Origin of the sequence: Pokkaliibacter sp. MBI-7 (assembly GCF_029846635.1) — a bacterium.
GTDB lineage: Bacteria > Pseudomonadota > Gammaproteobacteria > Pseudomonadales > Balneatricaceae > Pokkaliibacter.
Window position 1 is genome coordinate 327500 of the sequence record NZ_JARVTG010000002.1, and the last position, 18913, is coordinate 346412.

At 54.9% G+C, this 18913-nt stretch carries 14 protein-coding genes and 1 pseudogene; 8 read left to right on the plus strand and 7 right to left on the minus strand.

The window, feature by feature from the left end; all coding sequences use genetic code 11:
* The first annotated feature begins 13 nt into the window (after positions 1–13).
* Both QCD60_RS21150 and QCD60_RS21155 read left to right on the plus strand, forming a co-directional pair.
* Positions 14–1510 carry an efflux transporter outer membrane subunit gene (locus tag QCD60_RS21150; protein WP_279788187.1) on the plus strand — a complete coding sequence of 499 codons (1497 nt, stop codon included), beginning with the start codon at positions 14–16 and terminating at the stop codon, positions 1508–1510.
* A gap of 404 nt (positions 1511–1914) precedes the next feature.
* The gene (locus QCD60_RS21155; protein ID WP_279788188.1) at positions 1915–2727 is read left to right on the plus strand and encodes a DedA family protein; all 813 of its coding nucleotides are present in this window, start codon (positions 1915–1917) and stop codon (positions 2725–2727) included.
* 86 nt (positions 2728–2813) lie between these two features.
* Here QCD60_RS21155 and QCD60_RS21160 read toward each other — a convergent pair whose 3' ends face one another.
* Positions 2814–4415: a glucan biosynthesis protein D gene (locus tag QCD60_RS21160; protein WP_279788189.1), complete on the minus strand. Its 1602-nt coding sequence runs from the start codon at positions 4413–4415 to the stop codon at positions 2814–2816.
* Between the two features lie 421 nt (positions 4416–4836).
* Here QCD60_RS21160 and ddlA point away from each other — a divergent pair, with 421 nt between their 5' ends.
* Together ddlA and hisN are read left to right on the plus strand one after the other, a co-directional pair.
* On the plus strand, positions 4837–5937 hold the full coding sequence (gene ddlA, locus QCD60_RS21165; RefSeq protein ID WP_279788190.1) for a D-alanine--D-alanine ligase: 1101 nt from the start codon (positions 4837–4839) through the stop codon (positions 5935–5937).
* A gap of 23 nt (positions 5938–5960) precedes the next feature.
* Entirely contained in the window at positions 5961–6743 is a 783-nt protein-coding gene (gene hisN / locus QCD60_RS21170) for a histidinol-phosphatase (protein WP_279788191.1), read from the plus strand.
* A gap of 92 nt (positions 6744–6835) precedes the next feature.
* On the opposite strand, the gene QCD60_RS21175 is transcribed toward hisN, so the two are convergent.
* Positions 6836–7864 carry an NAD(P)H-quinone oxidoreductase gene (locus QCD60_RS21175; protein WP_279788192.1) on the minus strand — a complete coding sequence of 343 codons (1029 nt, stop codon included), beginning with the start codon at positions 7862–7864 and terminating at the stop codon, positions 6836–6838.
* 301 nt (positions 7865–8165) lie between these two features.
* Here QCD60_RS21175 and QCD60_RS21180 point away from each other — a divergent pair, with 301 nt between their 5' ends.
* Complete coding sequence (locus QCD60_RS21180) at positions 8166–8792, plus strand: hypothetical protein (protein ID WP_104154783.1); 627 nt, start codon at positions 8166–8168, stop codon at positions 8790–8792.
* A 77-nt stretch (positions 8793–8869) separates the two neighbouring features.
* Here QCD60_RS21180 and QCD60_RS21185 read toward each other — a convergent pair whose 3' ends face one another.
* Both QCD60_RS21185 and QCD60_RS21190 read right to left on the minus strand, forming a co-directional pair.
* Entirely contained in the window at positions 8870–9376 is a 507-nt protein-coding gene (locus QCD60_RS21185; protein ID WP_279788193.1) for a DUF1993 domain-containing protein, read from the minus strand.
* Positions 9377–9428: 52 nt separating this feature from the next.
* The gene (locus tag QCD60_RS21190) at positions 9429–10052 is read right to left on the minus strand and encodes a TetR/AcrR family transcriptional regulator (protein WP_279788194.1); all 624 of its coding nucleotides are present in this window, start codon (positions 10050–10052) and stop codon (positions 9429–9431) included.
* Positions 10053–10444: 392 nt separating this feature from the next.
* On the opposite strand from QCD60_RS21190, the gene QCD60_RS21195 reads away from it, so the two are divergent.
* Positions 10445–11662 (plus strand): MFS transporter, encoded by a 1218-nt coding sequence (locus QCD60_RS21195; RefSeq protein ID WP_104154780.1) that lies wholly within the window; start codon positions 10445–10447, stop codon positions 11660–11662.
* 348 nt (positions 11663–12010) lie between these two features.
* Complete coding sequence (locus QCD60_RS21200) at positions 12011–13027, plus strand: sensor domain-containing diguanylate cyclase (RefSeq protein ID WP_279788195.1); 1017 nt, start codon at positions 12011–12013, stop codon at positions 13025–13027.
* Positions 13028–13078: 51 nt separating this feature from the next.
* Here QCD60_RS21200 and QCD60_RS21205 read toward each other — a convergent pair whose 3' ends face one another.
* The 3 genes and pseudogenes from QCD60_RS21205 to moaA form a co-directional block, all read right to left on the minus strand.
* Complete coding sequence (locus QCD60_RS21205; RefSeq protein ID WP_279788196.1) at positions 13079–13975, minus strand: LysR family transcriptional regulator; 897 nt, start codon at positions 13973–13975, stop codon at positions 13079–13081.
* Between the two features lie 140 nt (positions 13976–14115).
* A pseudogene (locus tag QCD60_RS21210) lies at positions 14116–15015 on the minus strand (bestrophin family protein).
* Between the two features lie 21 nt (positions 15016–15036).
* Positions 15037–16041, minus strand: coding sequence for a GTP 3',8-cyclase MoaA (gene moaA / locus QCD60_RS21215; RefSeq protein WP_279788197.1), 1005 nt, complete (start codon positions 16039–16041; stop codon positions 15037–15039).
* A gap of 477 nt (positions 16042–16518) precedes the next feature.
* Between moaA and QCD60_RS21220 the strand changes: the two genes are divergently transcribed.
* Positions 16519–18846: an FdhF/YdeP family oxidoreductase gene (locus QCD60_RS21220; RefSeq protein ID WP_279788198.1), complete on the plus strand. Its 2328-nt coding sequence runs from the start codon at positions 16519–16521 to the stop codon at positions 18844–18846.
* The last annotated feature ends 67 nt before the right edge of the window (positions 18847–18913 follow it).

The following is an 18913-nucleotide window of genomic DNA, read 5'->3' on the forward strand; positions in this document are numbered from 1 at the left end:
GTGCGAGGAAACTATGCAAGTTCTAACGTCTAATACTGGGGCGCCCGGCGCCCCCAAAGGAGCAGGGCGCTGGGTGCTGGCGCCCCTGCTGGCCGCTTTGGTACTCAGTGGCTGTGTCAGTAATCCGGCCAGTACCGCCGGACTGACCGATCCAACACCTATGCCTGTTACCTTCAAGGAAGGCGATGGCCGTTGGGCTGCCGTTCCTCCTGCTGACGTTCAGCCAAGGGGGGAATGGTGGGCTGCGTTTGCTGACCCGGAAATGAGCCGGCTGGTGACGCTGGCAGGTAAACAGAACAACGATATTCAGGTAGCCGCAGCGCGCCTGAAGGCGGCTCAGGCGTTGTTGCGTACCACCAATGCTGACAAGGCCGTGCAGGTAAACGCTGGCACCGGACTGCAACGTGCCTATTCGCTGGATACCTATACCAATCAGTCTCCCTTGTTGGGTCTGAGTTATGAAGTGGATCTGTTCGGCAAGCTGGACAAGGCATCTCAGGCTGCCAGTCTCGATGCTCAGTCCCGTGAGGCGCTGTTGCAAAGTACTCGCCTGCTGGTGCAGGCCAATGTGGCGCAGACCTATCTGCAGCTGCGTGCTCTTGATGAAGAGCGACAGCTGGTGCGCGATACGGTGGCTGCCTATCGCGACACTCTGACGCTGACTGAACAGCGTTACGATGCGGGCGATGTGCCGGAACTGGATGTTGTACGTGTTCGCGCTGAGGTTTCCTCAACAGAGTCGGATGCACTGGCGCTGGATCGTCAGCGCGCCACGCTGGAGCATGCGCTGGCGGTGTTGACCGGTTCGGTTGCATCGACCTTTACCTTACCCGTGGCCCGGTGGCAGACCGCATTGCCAGTGATTCCTGCAGGTGTTCCCAGTACGGTGCTGGCGCGACGGCCTGATGTCGCGGCAGCTCAACGCACCATGAAAGCCGCTGAAGCACGCGTCGGCGTAGCTGAACGTGCCTGGTTCCCGGATATCAATCTGACAGGCAGTGCAGGTTTTGCCTCAACTGATCTGGCAGATCTGTTCACCTGGTCTGCACGCTCCTGGGGGATCGGTGCCTTGTTGTCTTTGCCTGTCTTTGATGGCGGGCGTCGTCAGGCGGGCGTCGATCAGGCCAACGCGCAACTGCAAGAAGCGCTGGCCAGTTATCGGGAACAAGTGCTGGTAGCTTTCCGTGATGTTGAGGATCAGCTGTCAGCATTACGTCTGCTGGATAAGCAGGCGCAGAGTCAGGCGCTGGCGGTGCAGGCCGCAGAAAGGGCAACCGCCATCTCCGACGCGCGCTACCGTGATGGTTTTATCAGCCAGCTGGACTTGCTGGATGCCCGGCGCAGTGAGTTGAGCAATCGCAGACAGGCGTTGCAGGTACGCTCCGAACAGTATCAGTCCACCGTGGCGTTAATCCGTGCTATTGGCGGTAGCTGGGAAGCAAGCCAGCCAGCTGTCGCGGCACAGCAAAGTGCCGCTGGCAATCCGGCCAACCAGCTGGCGAAACGCTGATCTGCATGCTGGTACCGTAGCGGTGAGACCTGTATGAGCCTCAGGTTTCACTGCTGCATTCTCTCGATAAACACCCTCCTGCGTACCCCGTTCAAAGTATTGGAACAATATGTTCTGATTGTCTGAAATTCGAAATCTAAATGGTCTTTGATGTGCTGATAAGACTTATATTCCAGTGTTTTCAGGCCTTTCCGGTGTGCGTTTCAGTGTTGCATCCTCCCTCTTCAACTGAGCTGAGCAAGTCATTCAAATTATTCTATAACAGTCATTAAGAAATTCGATTGACTGACTTTTCCTCGCCCCGTAAAGTGCTCACATCGTTTTTGTATTGAGTAGTACATAAATGCCACGTTCTGTTCCGACCAGATAAGCAATGCCCGCAAGGGAACCAAGGAGATACATTGATGAACGGCATACTCACCAGCTACATGGATCAACAGACACTCAGTGTGCTGGTGCCCTTTATGATCGTTCTGTTGGCCTCTCTGGGTATTCCGGTGCCTGCCATGCTGACTCTGATTCTGGTGGGCAGTTCGCTGGCGCAGGCCGATTCCAGCGTACTGGCAGTGAGTTTCGCCAGTGCCTTAGCGGGTGCCATGGTGGGTGATATTGTTTGGTACTGGATCGGGGCACGCTATGGCGAGCGAGTTTTGTCGCGTTTGCGGCGTCTGACCCGTCGCCCTGCGACGGGTCGTCAGGGGCTGCAAGGCAATGGCCTCTATATCCTGCTGTTTGCCCGCTTCATTCCCGGTTTGTCTGCGGTGGCAGTGCCTATGGCAGGTGCTTCTTCCGTCTCTACCTTGTCCTTCGTGCGGTACGATGCGCTCGGCTCAGGAATCTGGGTGGGTTTCGGATTGTTGTCTGGTGTGACCTTCTCTGATCAGGTAGACAACCTTGTGCACGTTATCAAGGAAGCCGGGATGATCATTGGTGTGGTCGTAGCCACCTTTGCAGCGCTGGTAGTGATTGCCCGTCAGCTGCGAGGCACTGGTCAGCGTTCTCAGCAGGTGATTCAGGCTGTGGCAGCTGATGCAGTCGAGCCCTCTTTCTCTACCGACGACATTTCAGTAGTGCCTGCTTTGGCGGAGTCTCAGAGTGCAGTGACGGCGTTGCCCGATAATGTTATTCCTTTCCGTCGTCAGCCTTGCAAAAAAGTCGCAGATGACGGCCGCTGTCTGGACGACATGCATGATTTCAGTCGGTGCTGTGGCGCTTAGCGCGAAGTTTACAGGTACGAGATTAGAGCAAAGAAGGCGAGCCAGTGGCTCGCCTTCTTGTTTTATGAGGATAGATCCTGGCCTGCTCAGAACGGATGATATTGATACAACCAGGTTTCTGTCAGTGTCTGATCCCCATTTTTCAGGTACAGGCGCATATCGACGGGCTGCGGGCTGTCTGATGTGAAGTCAAACTGCGCACGCCAGTGACCGGGTACGCCGTCCGGTACGGCCTCGGCAAAGATATAGGAGAAGTGACCGCTGGATGACCACAGCACCACCTCAGGCTTCACGCCAAACGGGATATCTTTGAGTGGGCCGCCGGAGAACTCCACCATGAACTTGCGCACACCCTGTGGGCGTGGCTGGCCGGGCTGACCACCGCGTCCCAACCGGGTCGCGACACAGCGACCGAGATCAGTGGGGTAGGGTTCATCTGCACTCCAGTGCAACTTGTACTGGAAGTGATAGGCATTGCCTTTTTTGGCTGGAGCATTGGGCACCCAGAAGGCGACGACGTTGTCATGAATTTCATCATCGGTGGGGATTTCAATCAGTTGTACCGCACCTTCCCCCCAGTCACCGACAGGCTCCACCCACAGGCTGGGGCGACGCTCGTAATTCACGCCATCCAGATAGTGATCAAAGTTGCGGTCACGTTGCAGCAGGCCGAAGCCCCGCGGTGCTTTGTCGCTGAAGGCCGATGCCGAGGTGTGGGGAGGATTGACCAGCGGGCGCCAGATATGTTCGCCAGTACCTGTCAGCAACGACAAACCATCTGAGTCGTGTACTTCCGGGCGCCAGTCAATGGCCGTCTGTTTCACACTCTCCGAGAACCAGTACATGGAGGTCAGGGGAGCAAAGCCGAGTCTGCCCACGTCACGACGCAAAAAGACGTGGCTATCGATATCCATCAGCACTTTGTTGGTGCGTTGCATGATGAACTTGAAGGCACCGGTGATACCTGGACCTTCCAGTAGGGCATAGACAGTGACCTGGTGGTCATTGGCAAAGGCTGATGGTGGTTCGAAATAGAAGTGGGTGAACGTTGGGAATTCTTCTGCGGCGTTGGGCATGGCTACATCCATGGCAATACCACGTGCTGACAGACCGTATTGATAGAGCTCACCGATGGCCCGGAAGTAGGACGCACCAAGGAACGCGACCCAGTCATTCTTGTGCCAGTCGAGCTTTTTCTGGTCGCCAAAGCGGCTTTCCTGAAAGCGGAATCCCGCAAAGCCTGCGCCCTTGGGTAGCTCACGCGCGGGGCTGTCCTTGGGCATGCTGAAGTAGTCCGGATCGTAGACAATTTCCTTCGCTGCCCACTCATCACCACTTTTTTCCAGCACATGCATATGTACGGGAATCTGGAAGTAGCGGCCAAGGTGGAAAAAGGTCACCGGAAACTCACCCGGGCCGTCTTTGAACAGGGCGTTATCAGTATTGAAGATAATCTTGCCGTGCTGGTCATAGTCGATCCGTTCCAGCACATCCCTGGGTAACTTGTTTTCCTGATGGTAGGGTTTCCCGGCCAGCTCTTTGGCCTGTTCGATCAGGCTATCAAAGGAAAATCCTTCCGGCTTGCCAAGCTTCAGGCCAGCGTCTGCCAGGGATTGCACCGGCAGGCCAAGTGCGGTCAAACCCAGGGAGGTGCCTGCGGCAGCCATAAATGATCGACGATTCAGCATGGTTCTCTTTCGATAGGCAAATAAATGAGTTGGAAAAGTGTAGCCCAGCAGCCAACGCAGGGAGAGGAAATCTTTGCTGCTTGTACGGTGTATCATTTGTTGCGCCTGTACTGGCAGTCACTGCAATAAGGCACGTGGTGACGGGTACAGGGCGGGTTTGCGAAGGATGCTACTTGAGGCTGTCGGAGAATGTAAAGTTACACTTCTGGGCGGCAATGCTACATCCATCGCGGTTTAGGCAACATCTTGCAATGGCGCAACCTTCGGGAGCGTGTAGTCGTGCTGCAGATACAGGCCGTCGGCCTGTAAAACCTTCATTATTAAGTCAAAAATCCTGCTGAGCTGCTGTTATAGTAGGCCCTTGCTCCGCTCTGGTGCGGACCCTGCCTGTCGTTCACCCTGTCAGTATGGATATGTTGCAATGACCAAGAAGCTTAAGGTCGCTGTGCTCTTTGGAGGCCGCTCTGCCGAGCATGAGGTATCGCTGCAATCAGCACGTAACGTCATTGAAGCGATGGATAAAACGCGCTTCGAGCCTGTTCTGATCGGTATCGATCGTCAGGGCGCCTGGTATCTGAATACCGACTCACTGGCTCTGCTCAACAGCGAGAATCCCGAGCTGGGCGTGCTGAATGCCAGTTCACAAGCGGTGTCTCTGGTGGCGGGGGAGTCTGCCGGGCAGCTGGTCAGGTTGCAGCATGCCGGTATGGTCGAGGCGGTCGATGTGATCTTCCCGGTACTGCACGGCCCTTATGGTGAGGATGGTTCAGTACAGGGGCTTGCCCGTCTGGCCAATGTGCCTTGTGTGGGCAGTGATATTCTTGGCTCTGCCGTGGGCATGGACAAGGACGTCGCCAAACGATTACTGCGTGACGCCGGGATACCCGTTGCTCGTCATGTGTGTCTGCGTCGGTATGAGGTCAACGATACCCTGCTGACGAAGGTTGCTGAGGAGTTTGGCTTTCCGGTCTATGTGAAGCCCGCCAACATGGGGTCTTCGGTGGGCGTGGTCAAGGTGAAAGAACTGTCGACTCTGGCTGAGGCGCTGAATTACGCGTTCCAGTACGACACCAAGGTGCTGATCGAGGCCAATATCAGTGGTCGTGAAGTCGAATGCGCTGTGCTCGGGAATGACCAGCCAATGGCCTCCATTGCCGGTGAGATCGTGACCGAGGACGGCTTTTACTCCTACGAGCGTAAGTACATCGATGAGAAGGGCGCCACGCTGGTGATCCCGGCTGTCCTGGATGATGCCACTTTCGAGCGTATCCGAATCCTGGCAATTCAGACCTTCAAGGCGCTGGAAGCACGTGGTCTGGCGCGGGTAGATATGTTCCTGACCGCGACAGGTGAGCTGTTCGTTAATGAGATCAACACTATCCCGGGCTTCACCTCCATCAGTATGTATCCCAAACTGTGGCAGGCCTCAGGTATCAGTTATACCGAGCTGATCAGCCGCATTATTGAGCTGGCCATAGAAGAGCATCAGCTCAAGAGCCAATTAAAGACTACCGGACACTGACCCCCGCAGGCGGATATTGCACCATGACGTTGACCCTACAGGACATTCAGACTTACCGCGCTTTTGCTGAGCAGCTGGCAGAGGCGGCCGCTATGGCCATTGCCCCTTACTTCCGCACACAGATGGATGTTGAGGATAAAGGCAGTGCCTTGTTTGATCCGGTAACGCTGGGTGACAAGGCTGCTGAGCGCGCCATGCGTGATCTGCTGGCTCAGCATTATCCTGAGCATGGCATCCTTGGGGAGGAAGAGGACCGCCATATGGGTAGCAGTCCGCTGACCTGGGTGCTGGATCCTATCGATGGCACCCGTGCCTTTATCACTGGCTTACCGCTGTGGGGTACGCTGATCGCACTGAATGATGGCCAGTATCCGCGCATTGGGGTGATGAACCAGCCGTACACCAGAGAGCGCTTTGTCGGTACACCCGAGGGAGCCTGGCTCAACGGTGAACCGCTGAAGGTTCGCCCCTGTGCCTCACTGGCACAGGCAAAGATAACCTGCACTACGCCGCAGATGTTCGATGCACCGCAATTGGCTCTGTTCAATAGTGTTGCTGAGAAGGCCCGACTGGTGCGTTTCGGTGGTGACTGCTATGCCTATTGCATGCTGGCAGCGGGTCATGTTGATGCGGTGGTTGAGGCGGATCTCAAACCTTACGATGTGCAGGCGCTGATGCCCATCGTCGAGGGAGCGGGTGGTGTGATGACCACGTGGAGTGGTGGTGATGCGCAAAACGGTGGTGCTATCGTGGCCTGCGGTGACAAACGCCTGCATGCCGAAATACTGGCACTGCTGCAAAAGTAACATCATGCCTGCCAGAGGTGAGTACCGTCTGGCAGGCATCGCTTCGAGAGTGTTACTGAGGTGCTGGCTGGAGCCGTTATCGAGCCCTAGCTTTAATGCTCACTGTCCACTAGCAGCATGATCTTGCCGGTATGACTGCTGCTCTCCATCAGGGCATGGGCCTTGCTGGCGTCATTCAACGCAAAACATTTGAAGATTTGCGGTCTGATTTCCCCTCGGTTTAATAACGGCCACACCTTTTCTTCCAGCTCAACCGCAATCTCCGCTTTTTCTGCCACGCTGCGCGGGCGAAGGGTGGAGCCGGTGTGAATCAGACGCTTGACCATGAGGGGCAACAGGTTAAGCCTTTCGACGGCTCCGTGTTGGGTGGCGATCTGTACAATGCGGCCAAACTTGGCGGCGACCTGATAGTTGCGAGGGACGTAGTCGCCGCCGACCATATCCAGAATCACATCGGCCCCTGCGCCACCGGTAAGCTGTTTCACTTCTTCGACGAAGTCCTGGGTTTTGTAGTTGATGGCTGCGTCGGCTCCCAGCGCGATGCAGCTGGCTGCTTTGTCATCAGACCCGACCGTGACGATAACCCGCGCGCCGAAAGCTTTGCCAAGCATGATGGCCGTCGTGCCGATGCCAGAAGAGCCGCCGTGTACCAGCAAGGTTTCGCCGGACTTAAGTTCTCCGCTCTGGAAGACGTTAGTCCAGACGGTAAAGAAGGTTTCTGGCAGAGCTGCCGCTTCTGTCAGTGAGTAGCCCTGGGGGACTGGCAAGGCGTTGCTTTCGTGAACGGTACAATATTCGGCATAGCCACCCCCTGCGACCAGTGCACAGACCTGATCGCCCAGCTGGTAGCGGCTCACCCCTGTGCCCAGTGCCACGACTTCACCGGCGATTTCGAGCCCGGGAAGATCAGATGCACCAGGTGGTGGTGCATAACCCCCTTTGCGTTGCATGACGTCCGGCCGATTAACACCCGCTACTTTTACTTTGATCAGCACTTCTCCTGCATCAGGAGAAGGCAGCGAACGTTGTGTTGGTACAAGAACATCCGGGCCACCGAATTCACGGATGGCAATTGCCGTCATCTGTTCTGGCAGGTTGGAACTGTTGTGGTTGTCGGTCATTGATACTTGGCCCCGGTTTACCGGCAGGTTTATTTCCACTGTTGCCCGCGCCGTAGTTTGCAATGGCTGCTCTGGCGCTACACAGCTACTTGGTAGCCTTCAGTTGGTGGCTGTAGACGTATATATCAAGTTACATGGTCATTCCTGACCAAGGCCTGAAAAATCTGGAACATATGGAAGCAGGGTGGCCGCGGGCACTGTGGTATTGTTTCTGGCCCACTGAAGACGTCATCCTGTTGTCACGGGGTTGGTTCAGAATGGGTGAGTAATTAACATCTGGCTTGTTGGATGTCGAAGTACCATGACAAGAAATACAGCGCTGTTCTTTGGTGTGATCCTGCTGCTTCCGTTCCTGCTGACCATCTGGCTTGATGTGTTGCCGACAGATCAGGCCATGAGCATCATTCGTGAAGATGGGCCAGTAGAGAACCTTTCCGCAGCGGGCTATTTTGTATGTGCGTTACTGACCTTGTTACTGGCCGGACGTCTCAGGTTTCCTCTGGTGTTTATTTTTCTGCTGGTGTCGCTGGGCTTACGAGAGCTGGATCTGCAGTATTGGATTGCCCCCCTTTACCGGGGCGGCTTTGAAAAGCTGGCACTGTGGTGGCAGCTGTTAATTGTCGCCTATGGAGCGACGCTCGGTACGTGTCTGTTTCAATTGGCGCGATATTGCGCGAAGCCTTTCGTTAAAGGCCTGTTTGAGTTCAGTCCGGCGGCGGTGGCCACATTTCTGGCGGCTCTGGCCATGGTATTGAGTACGATGCTGGATGCGGGGAATGGTGCCGTACAGATATTTGATCTGACAATGTCTGGCTATACGCGAAACTATCTGGAAGAAACCGTGGAAATGTTTATCCCGGTATTCTTTATGCTGTCGCTATTGATTTTCTTCCTTTCCAATCCCTTTGCTCATTTCAGTAAACATTAATCCGTTATAAACAGGAAACCCGGCACGATGCCGGGTTTCCTGTTTATAACTGAGGTGAAATTAGCTGGCCACTTTTGTCAGATATCGCCCAGATAATCCCGCTTACCTATATCCACACCGTTGTGTCGCAGAATTGCGTACGCAGTGGTCAGGTGAAAGTAGAAATTAGGCATGGCGAAGTTCAGCAGATAGCTCTTGCCACTGAAGCTCAGTTCACGACCACCAATTTTCAGAACGACGGTATGATCTTCGCTGCCATCAACATCTGCAGCCGCAATACCCTGAATAAAAGTCAGCGTCTTTTCAATGCGCTCCTGCAGATCATCGAAGGTCACTTCGGCGTCGGCGAAGGAGGGGACTTCAACGCCAGCCAGCCGGGCTGCACAACCCTTGGCCGAGTCACTGAGAATCTGAATCTGGGCAGATAGAGGAAGCATGTCAGGTGCGAGGCGGGCATTGACCAGAACCTCTGGTTTGATGCGACGGATCTCGGCGTTGGTGACCGCTTTTTCAAGAATGGCTGAAAGGTTTTTCAGACCACGAACAAACACGGGAATTGAAGCTTCGTACATCGACACAGACATGGTGCGTCTCCCTGTGGGCATGGGGGTATCACTCTTCAGTGGAGTGACTTTTTCAGGATGACGGCCATGCCCGCATAGCCGCCATCGCAATATCCAACAGTACATCTGCTGTGGCGCCATCTCGCGCCTGCATGGTCATGCCCTGCATAACCGTGCCGTAAAATCGTGCCAGTGCAACGGCATCGGTAGCGGCGGGTAAATCACCGTCCACTTTGCCTTTCTCGATACGAGCAATAATTTCCTCTTCCTTGCGTGCCCGGTAGCGCGCAACAGCTTCCTGAACTCTGGCAGAACCTACTGAACAGTTAGTGGCAGATGTCACGACCATACAGCCAGGGGGATGATCAGGATTAGCCAGCTCATTGGCTGCATTGGTAAGGACTTTCTGGATAGCTTCCCTGGCTGTAGTGCCATAGCTGAGCAGACAGCTCAGCGAAGTGCCGGGGCCATCATTCAGATAGTGTTCGATTGCTGCCAGAAACAGCTGCTCTTTGTCACCAAAGGCGCTGTACAAGCTGGGAGGATTGATTCCCATGGCGCAGGTCAGGTCACTCAGAGATGTCGCCTCATAGCCCTGTTGCCAGAACAGGCGCATAGCGGCATCAAGTGCCTTGTCCCGGTCAAAAGCGCGGGGGCGGCCACGTGGTTTGGGAGGACAGGTGCTTAGTGTTTTCATAGCGATCGATATTAAAAGGGCCCAGAGAGGCTTGCAAGCCCCAGATTGAACAAGAATTGATCTGTTGCAAATGTAAAAGAGTTAGCATGCTCCGGTTTCAAGACGCCACCTGCCAGTATTCCCTTTAACTGCCTGAATTCGACAAAAAATCATGACGATACAGGATAGAAATGAATGCTGAATCTTTCTTATGCAAATGAAAGTTACTAACCCGATGCGGTTTGTTTCTTCATGGAAACAGACTGGCTGGGGCAAAACGGCATGATTACCGAATAATTCTTCCCGAGGCCATTGGCCTTTGGATGTAGTTGCAACATAATCTCACAGATTCACTCATCTTGAAGCCTCTTCCACTGGCTTCAACTTTTCTCATCTGTTTCAAGATACATCACATGAACGATTCTAGGACTCAGGTTGCCACGCCCTACGGCGTCGGCTTTGCCGAGCTGGCGCTGGCTATCGGTGGCCTTGCCATCGGTACAGGTGAGTTTGCTGCCATGAGCATCTTGCCGGATATTGCCGACGACATGGGAACATCCGTACCAAAGATGGGGCATATGATCAGCTCCTATGCCTTTGGTGTGGTGGTTGGTGCACCGCTGATTACCATTCTGTTCGCGCGGGTGCCCCGGCGCATCATGTTAATTTGCCTGATGCTGCTGTTTGCCGTGGGTAACCTGCTGAGCACCATCACGCATAGTTACAGTGCCGTGGTGCTTTCACGTTTTGTCGCGGGCATTCCCCACGGTGCCTATTTTGGTCTGGCTGCACTGGTGGCTGCTTCGCTGGTACCTCCTGACCATCGTGGCAGGGCCGTGGCCAAAGTCATGCTCGGGTTGACCATCGCCAATATTGTTGGCGTTCCGTTCGCTACCTGGTTAGGTCAGGCACTGGGCTGGCGTTCGGTATTTGTGATCGTGGGTGTGCTTGGCATATTGACGGCGACCATGGTCCGGCTTTGTGTTCCGGTCGTGCCCCATGAAGGTGCCAGTCCGGCAAAAGAGCTAGGTGTATTCAAACGCCTGCAGGTGTGGTTGACACTAGGCGTGGTAGCCATCGGCTTCGGCGGGGTATTTTCGATCTACACCTACATCACACCCACGCTGGTTAATGTCACGGGCCTTGCTGAGTCATCCGTACCCCTGGTGCTCGGGCTGTTTGGTGTCGGAATGACTGTGGGTAATCTGATTGGTGGCTGGTTCACTGATCGGTCGCGCATCTGGACCATTATTGGTGTGTTGATCTGGAACGCCATCGTGCTGTCGCTGTTTACTCTGGCTGTTCATCAGGTCTGGAGTGCTGTGCTGATTATCTTCCTTATCGGTATTGGTGTGGCTGTGGTCCCCGCGGCCCAGACCCGACTGATGGACGTCGCCGGGGATGCACAGTCAGTAGCAGCTGCCCTCAATCACTCGGCTTTCAATATAGCCAATGCGCTCGGTGCCTGGTTTGGCGGTGTTGCTATCAGTCTCAATTATGGCTGGCAGTCGACTGGCTGGGTCGGTGCCTATCTGGCGCTGGGTGGACTGATGGTGATGATCGTTTCGGTGTTGTTCGAGCGGCGCTCAGCCATGATGGGATACAGCAAAGAGGAGCTACAGGCTTCGTAGTCCTCATCCAGAGATCTATTCATAGCAATCCTTCAGGTTATGGAAGCCTCTGCTAAATAGCGGAGGCTTTTTTATTTGAACTGGCTGACAACAACTGAATTGACGCAATGTCTGTTTGGATAGTTCATTGAGTTTTCCCCCGTGTATATGGGCCTAAAGCTGTCATTAGAATGATGGAATCTGACACATCCCCGCCCGAGGCAAATTCTATACTTCGTTGTTATCCGATTCCTGATTACTAATGAGGGGCCGCTGATCCAATAGCATCTGCCGATGCTTTTTCGATTCTGATGAGTCTGGCCATTATCGATGTGGGCTGGCATTGAGCTCTGCAATTACAGGTGTGGTATGTCGTTGAAACCTGACCTTAGCTTACCTTCTCGTGATCAATTACTGAGCATCATTCAGATTCAGTCGGATGTGGCCAAATTGGGTCTGGATTTCTACCAGGTCATGTCTCTGGTAACCGAACGTTCTGTTGAGCTTCTTCAGTCAGATGGTGCCGTCATTGAACTGCAGGAAAGCGACGAAATGGTCTATCGGGCTGCTCATGGTATTGCTAAAAGCCAGCTGGGGCTGCGTCTGGCGATTAAAAACAGTTTGTCTGGCCTGTGCCTGACCAGCGGACAGATCCAGTATTGTGCCGACTCCGAGACTGACCCTCGCGTTGATCGCGCGGCCTGTCGCCTGACGGGTATTCGCTCCATGATGGTGGTGCCTTTGCGCTATGCCGACATCACCGTAGGCGTGCTCAAGGTGATATCGAAAACCACTGACTCCTTCAATAAAGTCGACGAAGCGGTGCTGGGAATACTCTCGGATGTACTGGCTGCCCACATGTTCTATGCGGCGAAGTACGCCATGAGTGATCTGTATTACAAGGCAACGCACGATGAAATGACGGGACTGGCTAACCGGGCGCTGTTTTTTGACAAGTTTCGTTATCATCTGGCACAAAGCATTGCCCATGGCCGAGCAATCGGGTTGCTGATCATCGACCTTGATGACCTGAAAGGAATCAATGACAGATACGGGCATCGGGCGGGTGATGCCGCCATCTGCGAAGTGGCCAGACGTATCGGAGAGGGGGTCAGCAATGCTGACTTGCTGGCAAGAATAGGCGGGGATGAATTCGTCATTATTCTGCGCTCTGAGACGGCACTGCTGCGCATCGATCGTTTTATTCGCCAGCTTGAACACCTGATTAGCGGCGACTTCGTGTTTGAATCCTATCCGCTTTCCCTCAGTGCCAGTATTGGTTATGCCGTCGCTCCCGATCATGGGCAGGAAATCGCCGGACTGCTTGAGGTTGCTGATCAGGCCATGTACTCACTCAAGCGACAGAAAAAAGACGGCAAGCCTTGAGTACCCTCTGACGTATCACCTCCCAGCAGACACCGCCGCTATTTCCGCTTATTACACGGGGTTGTTGTCTGCCCAGATGGTCTTGGCCTCCATAAAGCAGCGCTCGGCCAGCGCAGACCGCGGTTCATTGCGCCGAATCAGCAACCCAATCGGAGCATGAACGGTGGCATCGGCAATAGCGGCAATACGCAAGCTGACATTGATGGATTCATAGCCTCCCTGCAAAGGCATGATGGCGCAGCACAGGCCCGAGTTGACGGCCTGTATCAGCTGAAAGGTTGAATCGCTCTCCAGCAGGATGTGCGGTGTGATACCCCGGCCGCGGAACGCCAGATCAATGGACTGGCGGAAGTGCATACCCCGTGTCAGCAAGCCCAGGGGAATAGAGGCGAGGGCTTCCCAGGGGAACTCATGCTGGTCAAAGGCAAAATGCGTAGGGTTGTAGAGCAACCCCATGGTGGTTGAAGTCAGTTCGATGACATCAAAGTAACTGGTGTCGATCTGATCAAGATAACAGAGCCCCAGATCCAGAAGGTTGCGACTCAGGCCGTCAATAATTTGCTCAGAAGTCAGGGACGACAGTTGAAAGCGCAGTTCAGGGTAGCGTTGCGACAGGGGCGTCAGCAGCTGCATCGGGTCCATGCTATACAACGGGACCATGCCCAGGCGCAGATTGCCAACCAGCTGGCCCCGACAGTTTGCAGCCTCTGCCTGCAGTCCATCGTGGGCGGCAAGCAGGGTCTTGGCCCAGGCCAGAATGCGTTCACCTTCTTCAGTAAAGCCCTCAAAACGTTGGCCCCGGGCGACCAGTACCAGATCCAGCTCTTCTTCCAGATTACGCAAACGCATTGACAGTGTCGGCTGAGTGACATGACAAAGCGCGGCCGCCTGACCGAAATGACGGGTCTGGTCGAGAGCAATAAGGAATTTAAGCTGTTTGATATCCATCGAACGGTCTCCTGGTTGATAGGCGCAATCAGGACGTCCCGGTCCTCGCTGGTGGGCGAAGTATACCGTGCCAGAAGTCGACGGGCTTGTTGCTCTGCACAAATAGGGCAAACGGTGAGCACATCTGGAGGAGGATTTATTCAGTTCAGTACGTGGTCGATGGGTACCAGAGCGGGTGGCAGCTCGGTGTGTCCGAGACTGTCGAGTATTTCCCGCTCCACGGTACGTACCAGCGCATCGGTGGGCAGGTCATTGTCATCATGACCGAAAGGGTCTTCGAGCTGATCACTGATGGCATCCAGACCAAAGAAGGTGTAACTGACGATGGCGGTAAAAACCGGCGCCAGCCAGCCCAGCGGTTGCGCCATTACAAAGGGCAGCAGTACGCAAAACAGATAGATGGTCCGGTGCAGCAACAACGTATAGGGGAAAGGCAGGGGCGTGAACTTGAGTCGCTCGCAGACAGCCTGAGCTTCAGACAGCCCTGTCAGGCGTTGCTCGAGAGTGATGTAACGCCATTCGCTGATCTGTTGCTGCGCCGCTAGTTCTGAGCAGCGATGGCCGATCTGGCGCAGAATGCCTGCACTGACGTGAATGCCATACTCTGCTTCAGGGCAGGATAGCCACTCACGTGCGGCTTCGAACTCATCTTCATTGCGTAAACGGGCATTGAGTGCATGGGTGTAGCCGCACAACGCTGGCAGCAACGAGGCTCGTGCAGCCGGGTCGGTGATAACAACACTTTCACGGATAAAAGAACGCACCTCCACCAGCACCTTGCCCCAGGCTTTCCGACCTTCCCATCAGCGGTCATAACAGGCGTTATTGCGAAAGCTCATGAAGATGGAGAGGGAAATACCCAACAAGGTGAAAGGAGTGGCACTGAAGTGAGAAAAGAACCGCGGGTGTTGCCCTTCGATATAGACAATCAGCGAAGCCAGCAGGGTCACCATGACAATCTGCACGGCTATCTTCCGGGCGATGGAGCCACGCAGGGTGGTCAGTATGCTGATGAAATTGGGCTTGGGGGCAACGATCATAATCGGGCGCCTGCGCCGGGATTAACCGCCGGTCATGTTCATGAAACGGACGATTTGCACATCGTTATTGACTTCAAAGTGATGACGATAGGGTTTGTTGGCCATGGCACTGATGATGGCGTTATCGAGCAGAGCATCATCGGCAGGCGCGCTCCGCAGTACCGCGCGCAGATCCTGAGAATGCTCATTGCCCAGACAAAGAAGAAGCCGGCCCTCGGCCGTCACCCGGACGCGATTACAGCTACCGCAAAAATTGTGGCTGTGGGGTGAGATAAAACCGATACGTATGTCAGGTGCTTCTGCTACGCGCCAGTACCGCGCTGGCCCGGCAGTATTGTCCGCTGCCGCCATCAGGCTGAATTGCTCTGCAATGCGGGCTCTTACCTCATCACTGGAGCAATAGGTGTCGCCACGCTGATGGTCGCTGATGATGCCCAGTGGCATTTCTTCGATAAAGGCCAGATCCAGCTGGCGTTCTATGGCAAACCGGACCAGCTCATTGACCTCAGTATCATTGCGGCCGCGCATGACCACCGTATTGAGTTTGATATGCCGGAAGCCCGCTGCTTTAGCGGCATCAATACCGGCAATCACCTGATCCCGGTCGCCAGTGCGGGTCATGGCCCTGAACAGTGAGGGATTCAGGCTGTCGAAGCTGATATTGATGCGGTCGACACCGGCATCGAACAGCGGGGTGGCCAGCGTGGGCAACAGCGCTCCATTGGTGGTAATGCACAGTTCCTTGAGGCCATCGAGACGGGCTATACGTCGGCAAAGGTCAACAATACCCTGCCTGACCAGAGGCTCTCCGCCGGTCAGGCGTATCTTGCGTGTGCCCAGAGCGACAAAGCGTTCAGCAACACGTGCCAGCTCATCCATACTCAACACCTGTTCTCTGGGCAGGAAGCGCATATCGTCAGCCATGCAGTACACACAGCGGAAATTGCAGCGATCGGTGACAGAAAGCCGCAGGTAGTCGATCTGACGCTGAAAAGGGTCGACCAGTGCATGCCGGGTGATGCTCATTCAGTACCTCTTTTCCGTGTTGCCGGTCGTTTTTTGTGGAATATCACGTATCACACTGAATACAGTCTTTGGTTCGGGAATTGTTTGATTAATCCTGTAACAGGTCAAATCGAAAAAGCTGACTGAGTGATAAAGGCTATCTATCATGAATTGAAGTGATTTGTTTTCTGATCGTTTTATTCTTCCGTAACCCTTGTTGATAGACGCCATCAATGATGCCGTCATTACTATTGATTGGACGGCTGCTCATTACCGGTCGTAGGCTATTAATACAGGCGATCCGTGAATCGATGCGACGTAAAAAGATACAGGCCTAATTGCTATTTGTCCTTTTAACAAGGCATTTGAATATGGCTGATTCCTCTTTATGTCTGGCCTCAATAATTTCCCTTTCCATAGAAATAGAGCCAATACGTTAATTTGATCTCAATTAAAATTGAGCTGAAACGTAAATGGCCTAATCGCAGAGATATCAATATGAGTGAAAAAGGTCATATTCGTCCCTATGGTGGCCCGGCGGCAGGATGGGGCGCATTGAAAAGCGTTACCAAAAGCTGGTTAGGCAGTGAGAATGCCTTCAAGAACCTGAAGGCCATGCTCAAGACCAATCAGAGCAACGGCTTTGACTGCCCGGGCTGTGCCTGGGGAGAATCCAGTGAAAGTGCGCTGGTAAGGTTCTGTGAGAACGGCGCCAAAGCGGTGAACTGGGAGTCTACCGGGCGCTCCGTGGATCAGGCGTTTTTTGCCAGATACAGTGTCAGTGAACTGGCCCGGCAGACGGATTACTGGCTGGAGTATCAGGGGCGCCTGGCACAGCCGATGAAATATGACCGCACTACCGATCACTACGTCCCTGTCAGCTGGGATGAAGCTTTTACCCTGATCGCCGATCATCTGCATCGTCTGGAGTCACCTGATCAGGCCGAGTTTTACACCTCCGGTCGGGCCAGCAACGAGGCGGCCTTTCTTTATCAGCTATTTGTCCGTGCATACGGCACCAACAACTTCCCGGATTGCTCCAACATGTGCCATGAAGCCAGTGGTGTCAGCATGAAGGAAACCCTCGGGGTGGGTAAGGGCACGGTGGTATTTCACGATCTGGAACTGGCCGATGCCATCTTTGTCATCGGTCAGAACCCGGGGACCAATCACCCGCGCATGCTGGAGCCGCTGCGTGAGGCGGTCAAACGCGGTGCACAGGTGGTGTGTATCAATCCGCTGAAGGAACGGGGTCTTGAGCGCTTCCAGCATCCGCAGCATCCGCTGGAAATGCTCAGCAATGGCTCTGAGCCCACCAGCAGTGCCTACTTTCGGCCTGCGCTGGGCGGGGATATGGCGATGTTCCGCGGCATGGCCAAGTTCCTGCTGAAGTGGGAGCGCGAAGCGGAGGTGACAGGGGCTCCTGCCGTGTTTGACCATGCCTTCATCAACCAGCACACCTCGGGGCTGCAGCCGTATCTGGCTGAGGTGGATGCCACAACCTGGGAGCATATAGAGGCACAGTCAGGGCTGACGCTGGCGGATATCGAGCTGGCTGCACGCATCTACTGTCGGGCCGAGCGTGTCATCATGTGCTGGGCGATGGGGCTGACACAGCACCGTCACTCCGTACCGACGATTCAGGAGGTGATCAACCTGCAGCTGTTGCGCGGCAATGTGGGTAAACCCGGAGCAGGTCTGTCGCCTGTGCGTGGCCACAGTAATGTGCAGGGTGATCGCACCATGGGCATTGATGAGCAGCCGCCCGCATGGCTGCTGGATGCGATTGAGCAACGCTTTCGGTTCAGGGTGCCGCGTGCCCACGGACACAATGCCGTGCGGGCCATTCAGGCGATGGAAGAGGGGCGCGCCAGGGTATTTGTTGGTCTGGGTGGCAATTTTGCCCAGGCCACACCTGACACCCGACGTACCCACGATGCCCTGCGACAATGTGCCCTGACCGTCAATATTGCGACCAAACTCAATCGTTCACATCTGGTGACCGGGCATGATTCGCTGATTCTGCCCTGTCTCGGGCGCACTGAGATCGATATGCAGGTGGAGGGTGTTCAGGGCATTACCGTTGAAGACACGTTCAGCATGGTACATCTGTCCTTTGGTCAGCTGCCGCCCCATTCAGCCGAGCTGTGCTCCGAGCCTGCCATTATTGCCGGTATCGCCAAAGCCACACTGGGTAACCATCCGGTTGACTGGGACTGGCTGCTGGAAGACTACAACCGCATCCGTGACCTGATCGCTGATACCATTCCCGGATTTCAGGACTTCAATCTTCGCCTGCAGAAGCCCGGCGGCTTCTATCTGGGAAACACCGCCGCGCAGCGTCTCTGGAAAACGGCCAGCGGCAAGGCGCAGTTTACCGCCACGACACTGCCCAGACAGCTGGTCAACGAGCGGGTGACGGAGCGGGGTGATCAGCCGGATCTGATTCTGCAAACCATGCGCTCTCATGATCAGTACAACACCACCCTGTACGGACTGGATGACCGTTATCGAGGCGTGTTTGGGCTGCGTGATGTGGTGTTTGTTAATGAGCAGGATATTCGGCGGCTGGGCTTTGCACCGGGAGACAAGGTGGATCTGGTATCCCTGTGGGAAGACGGCAAGGAGCGGCGGGTAAGCGGGTTCCAGCTGGTAGCCTATGACATCCCTGAAGGGCAGGCGGCGGCCTACTATCCCGAAACCAATCCGCTGGTGCCGCTTGAGAGCTATGGTGACCGCACGTTCACGCCCACCTCGAAATTTGTCGCCATCAAGGTTGAAAAGGCTCAGCCCGGTAATCGGATTGCCACCGTCGCTGCAGGTTAGTGCCGCGCCATGCACCCCGGTACGGATCAGTGCCCATGGCGGTACCGGGGCAGGCTTGCTGGCGTTT